The 3989-nt window shown below is 34.6% G+C and carries 7 protein-coding genes and 1 pseudogene; 4 read left to right on the plus strand and 4 right to left on the minus strand.

Features of this window, described 5'->3' with window-relative positions; genetic code table 11:
* Positions 1-34 precede the first annotated feature (34 nt).
* Positions 35-355: a winged helix-turn-helix transcriptional regulator gene (locus tag RT445_RS23195; RefSeq protein ID WP_274795745.1), complete on the minus strand. Its 321-nt coding sequence runs from the start codon at positions 353-355 to the stop codon at positions 35-37.
* A gap of 154 nt (positions 356-509) precedes the next feature.
* Here RT445_RS23195 and RT445_RS23200 point away from each other — a divergent pair, with 154 nt between their 5' ends.
* Positions 510-902, plus strand: coding sequence for a DoxX family protein (locus RT445_RS23200; protein ID WP_312504795.1), 393 nt, complete (start codon positions 510-512; stop codon positions 900-902).
* Positions 903-967: 65 nt separating this feature from the next.
* Here RT445_RS23200 and RT445_RS23205 read toward each other — a convergent pair whose 3' ends face one another.
* From RT445_RS23205 to RT445_RS23215, 3 genes are all read right to left on the minus strand, one after another.
* The gene (locus tag RT445_RS23205) at positions 968-1834 is read right to left on the minus strand and encodes an NAD(P)-dependent oxidoreductase (protein WP_274795743.1); all 867 of its coding nucleotides are present in this window, start codon (positions 1832-1834) and stop codon (positions 968-970) included.
* 293 nt (positions 1835-2127) lie between these two features.
* On the minus strand, positions 2128-2304 hold the full coding sequence (locus RT445_RS23210; protein ID WP_274795742.1) for an aspartyl-phosphate phosphatase Spo0E family protein: 177 nt from the start codon (positions 2302-2304) through the stop codon (positions 2128-2130).
* A gap of 92 nt (positions 2305-2396) precedes the next feature.
* On the minus strand, positions 2397-2585 hold the full coding sequence (locus tag RT445_RS23215) for a hypothetical protein (protein ID WP_274795741.1): 189 nt from the start codon (positions 2583-2585) through the stop codon (positions 2397-2399).
* A gap of 124 nt (positions 2586-2709) precedes the next feature.
* Here RT445_RS23215 and RT445_RS23220 point away from each other — a divergent pair, with 124 nt between their 5' ends.
* The 3 genes and pseudogenes from RT445_RS23220 to RT445_RS23230 all read left to right on the plus strand — a co-directional run.
* Entirely contained in the window at positions 2710-2898 is a 189-nt protein-coding gene (locus RT445_RS23220; protein WP_004224583.1) for a YkvS family protein, read from the plus strand.
* Positions 2899-2977: 79 nt separating this feature from the next.
* The gene (locus RT445_RS23225) at positions 2978-3595 is read left to right on the plus strand and encodes a CPBP family intramembrane glutamic endopeptidase (protein WP_312504799.1); all 618 of its coding nucleotides are present in this window, start codon (positions 2978-2980) and stop codon (positions 3593-3595) included.
* A 61-nt stretch (positions 3596-3656) separates the two neighbouring features.
* Positions 3657-3989, plus strand: a pseudogene (locus RT445_RS23230) (hypothetical protein); the annotation flags it as partial.

Genomic DNA, 3989 nt, shown 5'->3' on the forward strand with positions numbered 1-3989 from the left:
ATATTCAAGCCCCCTCGCTTGAATATCTTTTTTATCACTCTTCGTTAACTGTTACCCATTCAGAGGACCATTGTTCAATTGCTTTTAGCACTGGTGCAATGGCATATCCTTTTTCCGTAAGCTCATACTCAATGACTACTGGTGTAGAGGGTATGACCGTACGTAATACGATTTGCTCCATTTCTAATTCCTTTAATCGCTCTGTCAATACACGACTACTAATATTTAACTGATTTTTAATGGTTGAGTATCGTTGTGGACCATCTAATAGCTGATAAATCAGCAAGGTATTCCAACGATGATTTAAGATCATGAGTGCTTTTTCAAATCGTGGACAAATATTTTTTTGATCCAATTTACTAGCCTCCATTGTCATTAGTTCCTATTTAACAGTATATCACTTTTTAAAAATTTTCAGTTCTAAAAATACATTAGGTTACTTGACAAAACTTGTTTTTAAAAATAAACTAAGTTACGAAATGTAAGTTATAGAAAAGGAGTTACTAATTATGCAAAATATTGGTTCAACTATTTTACGTGTCGTTCTCGGCATTATTTTTGCAGTACACGGTTTTCAAAAGTTCCAGGGTGGAATCAGCTATACTGCTGACTTCTTTGACAGTTTAGGTATACCAGGATTTATGGCATACATCGTTGCAATTATTGAATTAGTTGGGGGAATTTCCATTATCTTAGGATTAGCAACAAGAATTTTTGGGACTTTACTAACAATTACTATGATTGTAGCTATCTTTACTGCCAAACTTAGCATCGGCTTTATCGGAGCTAATGGATTGGCTGGTTATGAGTTAGACCTTGCATTAGGTGCTATGGCATTATTCTTTGCTTTTGCAGGGGCGTCTAGCCTCTCCTTAGATGCTTTACTTTTTGGAAAAGAGTAAAGCAAAAAACCTGAAGTCTTTTTCTACATGAAGAGACTTCAGGCTTACAATTATCCTGTTGCTATCTATTTATAAAACTTTAAAAGGGCCTGTGTACCATTATCACCATAGCCTTCTTCAACCAATTTCTCATACATCTCATATGCTAGTGCTAACCCTGGTAAAGTGATACCCATTTTCTTCGATTCATCCAAGGCAATCTTCATATCTTTTACAAAATGTTTAATATAAAAGCCTGGAGCAAAATCTTCTTTCATCATACGAGGTGCTAGGTTACTTAAAGACCATGAGCCAGCTGCACCTGACGATATTGATTGTAATACAGTCGGTAAATCTAATCCTGCCTTTAAACCATACGCTAGCGATTCACAAACTCCAATCATCCCAGAAGCAATGACAATTTGATTGCACATTTTTGTATGCTGTCCAGCGCCCGCTTCACCTTGATAAACAATGTTTTCCCCGAAATGCTTCATTATTGGCAATACCTTATCAAATGCATCTCGATCACCACCAACCATGATGGATAACGTGCCATTTTGTGCACCAATATCTCCGCCTGAAACAGGGGCATCTAACGCTTCGACACCGATTGATTTGGAATGCTCATAAATTTTCTTAGCCAAGGATGGCTCTGAAGTCGTCATATCTATGATTATATTGCCTTGATGTGCTGTTTGGAAAAGGCCATTTCGCCCAAAGTATACTTCCTCCACATCTGAAGGATATCCAACCATCGTAAAAGCAATCTCCTGATTTCTAAATGCCTCTGCTGGCGAACTTGCCCATGACGCCCCCAATGACACCAATGGCTCTGCTTTTTCTCTTGTACGGGTATACACTGTTACATCATGACCATTTTTTAATAAATGTTTAACTATACTAGCGCCCATTACACCTGTTCCAATAAATGCAATACGTTTTTTTGTCATATGTACGTGCTCCTTTGTTATAAATTGTCTAAGCACTCTTTAAGAGTCCTAACCTATATTTTAAGTTTAGGTGAATGAATAAAATAATTCAAACTCTTCCTACTATTTGTACTAAATTTTATATGTATGGCATATATACCGAATAAGCAAAAAAAAGAGCAAGTGATTGGGGGATCACTGCTCTAAAGGGGGAAATGAGAATGTTGCTGTGTTCATAGTAAGTTATTCCCCATTGAAATGCATTTTAAACATATATTTTAAAATGTTTTTACTCTGAATACTGGAACAATCTTTTAGTCTTCTTGGTCTTTTTCTTCATCAAATGCCATCTGTCTATAATAAGTATTCATTAACTGATCTAATCTGCGACTCAGTTGAATGGTTTTTGCATTTTGTAACCCGTTTTCTACACCTGAGCGAATCATCATCTCACGAGTTTGTTCCATTTGTTTCAAGAGTAGATTGACCATTCATACAACCCTCCACACACAAATAATCATACCATTATTATACATTTATATTTCATTTCTTACAGCATTAACTTACGACAATGTTCGACAAATTAACTTCTTGGGATTTCAGTATAAGTATATATAATTCGTCCATTTTGTTTGGCCTCACCCCTATAGTGTTTAAATAAAGGATGCTTTACTAGTATTTCCCGAAATTCGTAAAATTCTTCCTTTTGAATTTCAATACTTTTTATTTCCCCGTTTTGTAATTGTTTAAGCATATTTTCGTATTTTTCCATTTGTTTTATTCCTTTCATTATCATATTTTGTGTAATAAATTATGAATTATTTAAAAAAAGCTTTACGTTTACCAATTTTTCGTGCAAACTGTATATTATTAGTCGATGAAGGAGCTGACTGTCTGTGAAAATAGCTGAAGTTGGAAATATTATCGAGTTTAAAAATGGTCTCCAAGGAATTGTCGAAAAAGTAAATGAAAATTCGGTAATCGTTAACTTAACATATATGGAGAATTTTGATTCCCTTGAAATCGAAGAGAAAACGGTCGTCAATCATAAACGCTATAAAATTTTATATACTAATGAAGCTTAATAGTCTGAATAGTCCCTATTTGTCTTTATAGATGATATGGGGCTTTTTTTTTGATAAAATTAAAGTATGGAGGTCGAATATGCTAACTAATTCGAAACAAACAATACTATTTCTCCTTTCTTTATTATTCGTTTATGGTATGCTTGCTTTTACCTTTGCTAACCAAGCAGTATTTTGGTACATGTACGCATTTACTTTATTAGTATGTATTGCCATTGCCATTTTAGCTGGCTCAATTGAAGATCAATTACCAACATGGCAATTTTTACTCTTTGGTATTGGATATGGTACCATCACATATGGTGTTATTCGCTTCGGTTACTGGCTTGTTCCATATATTAATAATAGTTTAGTACAATCCGTTCAAAAATTTTTAACAAACTATGGACCACAAAATATTTGGCACTATGTTTTACTAGTATTTATCATTGCCATCGGTGAAGAGCTATTTTGGCGTGGTTATATCCAACAGCAGTTAAAACGCTTTATGCGTCCAACATTGGCTATTATAGTGACCTCTCTATTATGTGCGATTTCAATTGCGCTAAGTGGTTTTATTCTCGGCGTTATTGCTGCACTTGTAACAAGTATTATTTGGGGCTTTTTATATGAATGGCGTAAAAGCATGCCACTTGTTATTGTAGCTCATGTCGTTTTTGTACTATTATTATTTTTAGTGTTGCCTTTAACATCATAACATTAAAATTTGGAAACATTTTATCTTTACTAACGTTTAATATAGAAAAGGAGGGTTTTTTATGCAAAAAAAATTATTTTCAATTCTTGCATTATTACTAACAGCCGTATTAGTTGTAGGGTGCAACACCTCTGATAAAACAGAGGATTCAGATGCTCAACAAAATGAGCCATCAAATACTGCTGCCGATCAAAAACCATCTGGAGATGAAACAGCAGGCGAATCACAAGAGGAAGAAGATACACCTGCATCAAATGATACAAATACAGAGGATGCAACTAAACAGCCTCAACAAGATGTAAAATACGTACAAAAAGGTGAAGAGAAAACTGAAAAGGCAACTGCGTCTGAAAGTGTAGATCAAAGCTATAAACTACAACAGCTTCCAGGATTC

Origin of the sequence: Lysinibacillus sp. (assembly GCF_032093475.1) — a bacterium.
Classification (GTDB): domain Bacteria; phylum Bacillota; class Bacilli; order Bacillales_A; family Planococcaceae; genus Lysinibacillus; species Lysinibacillus irui.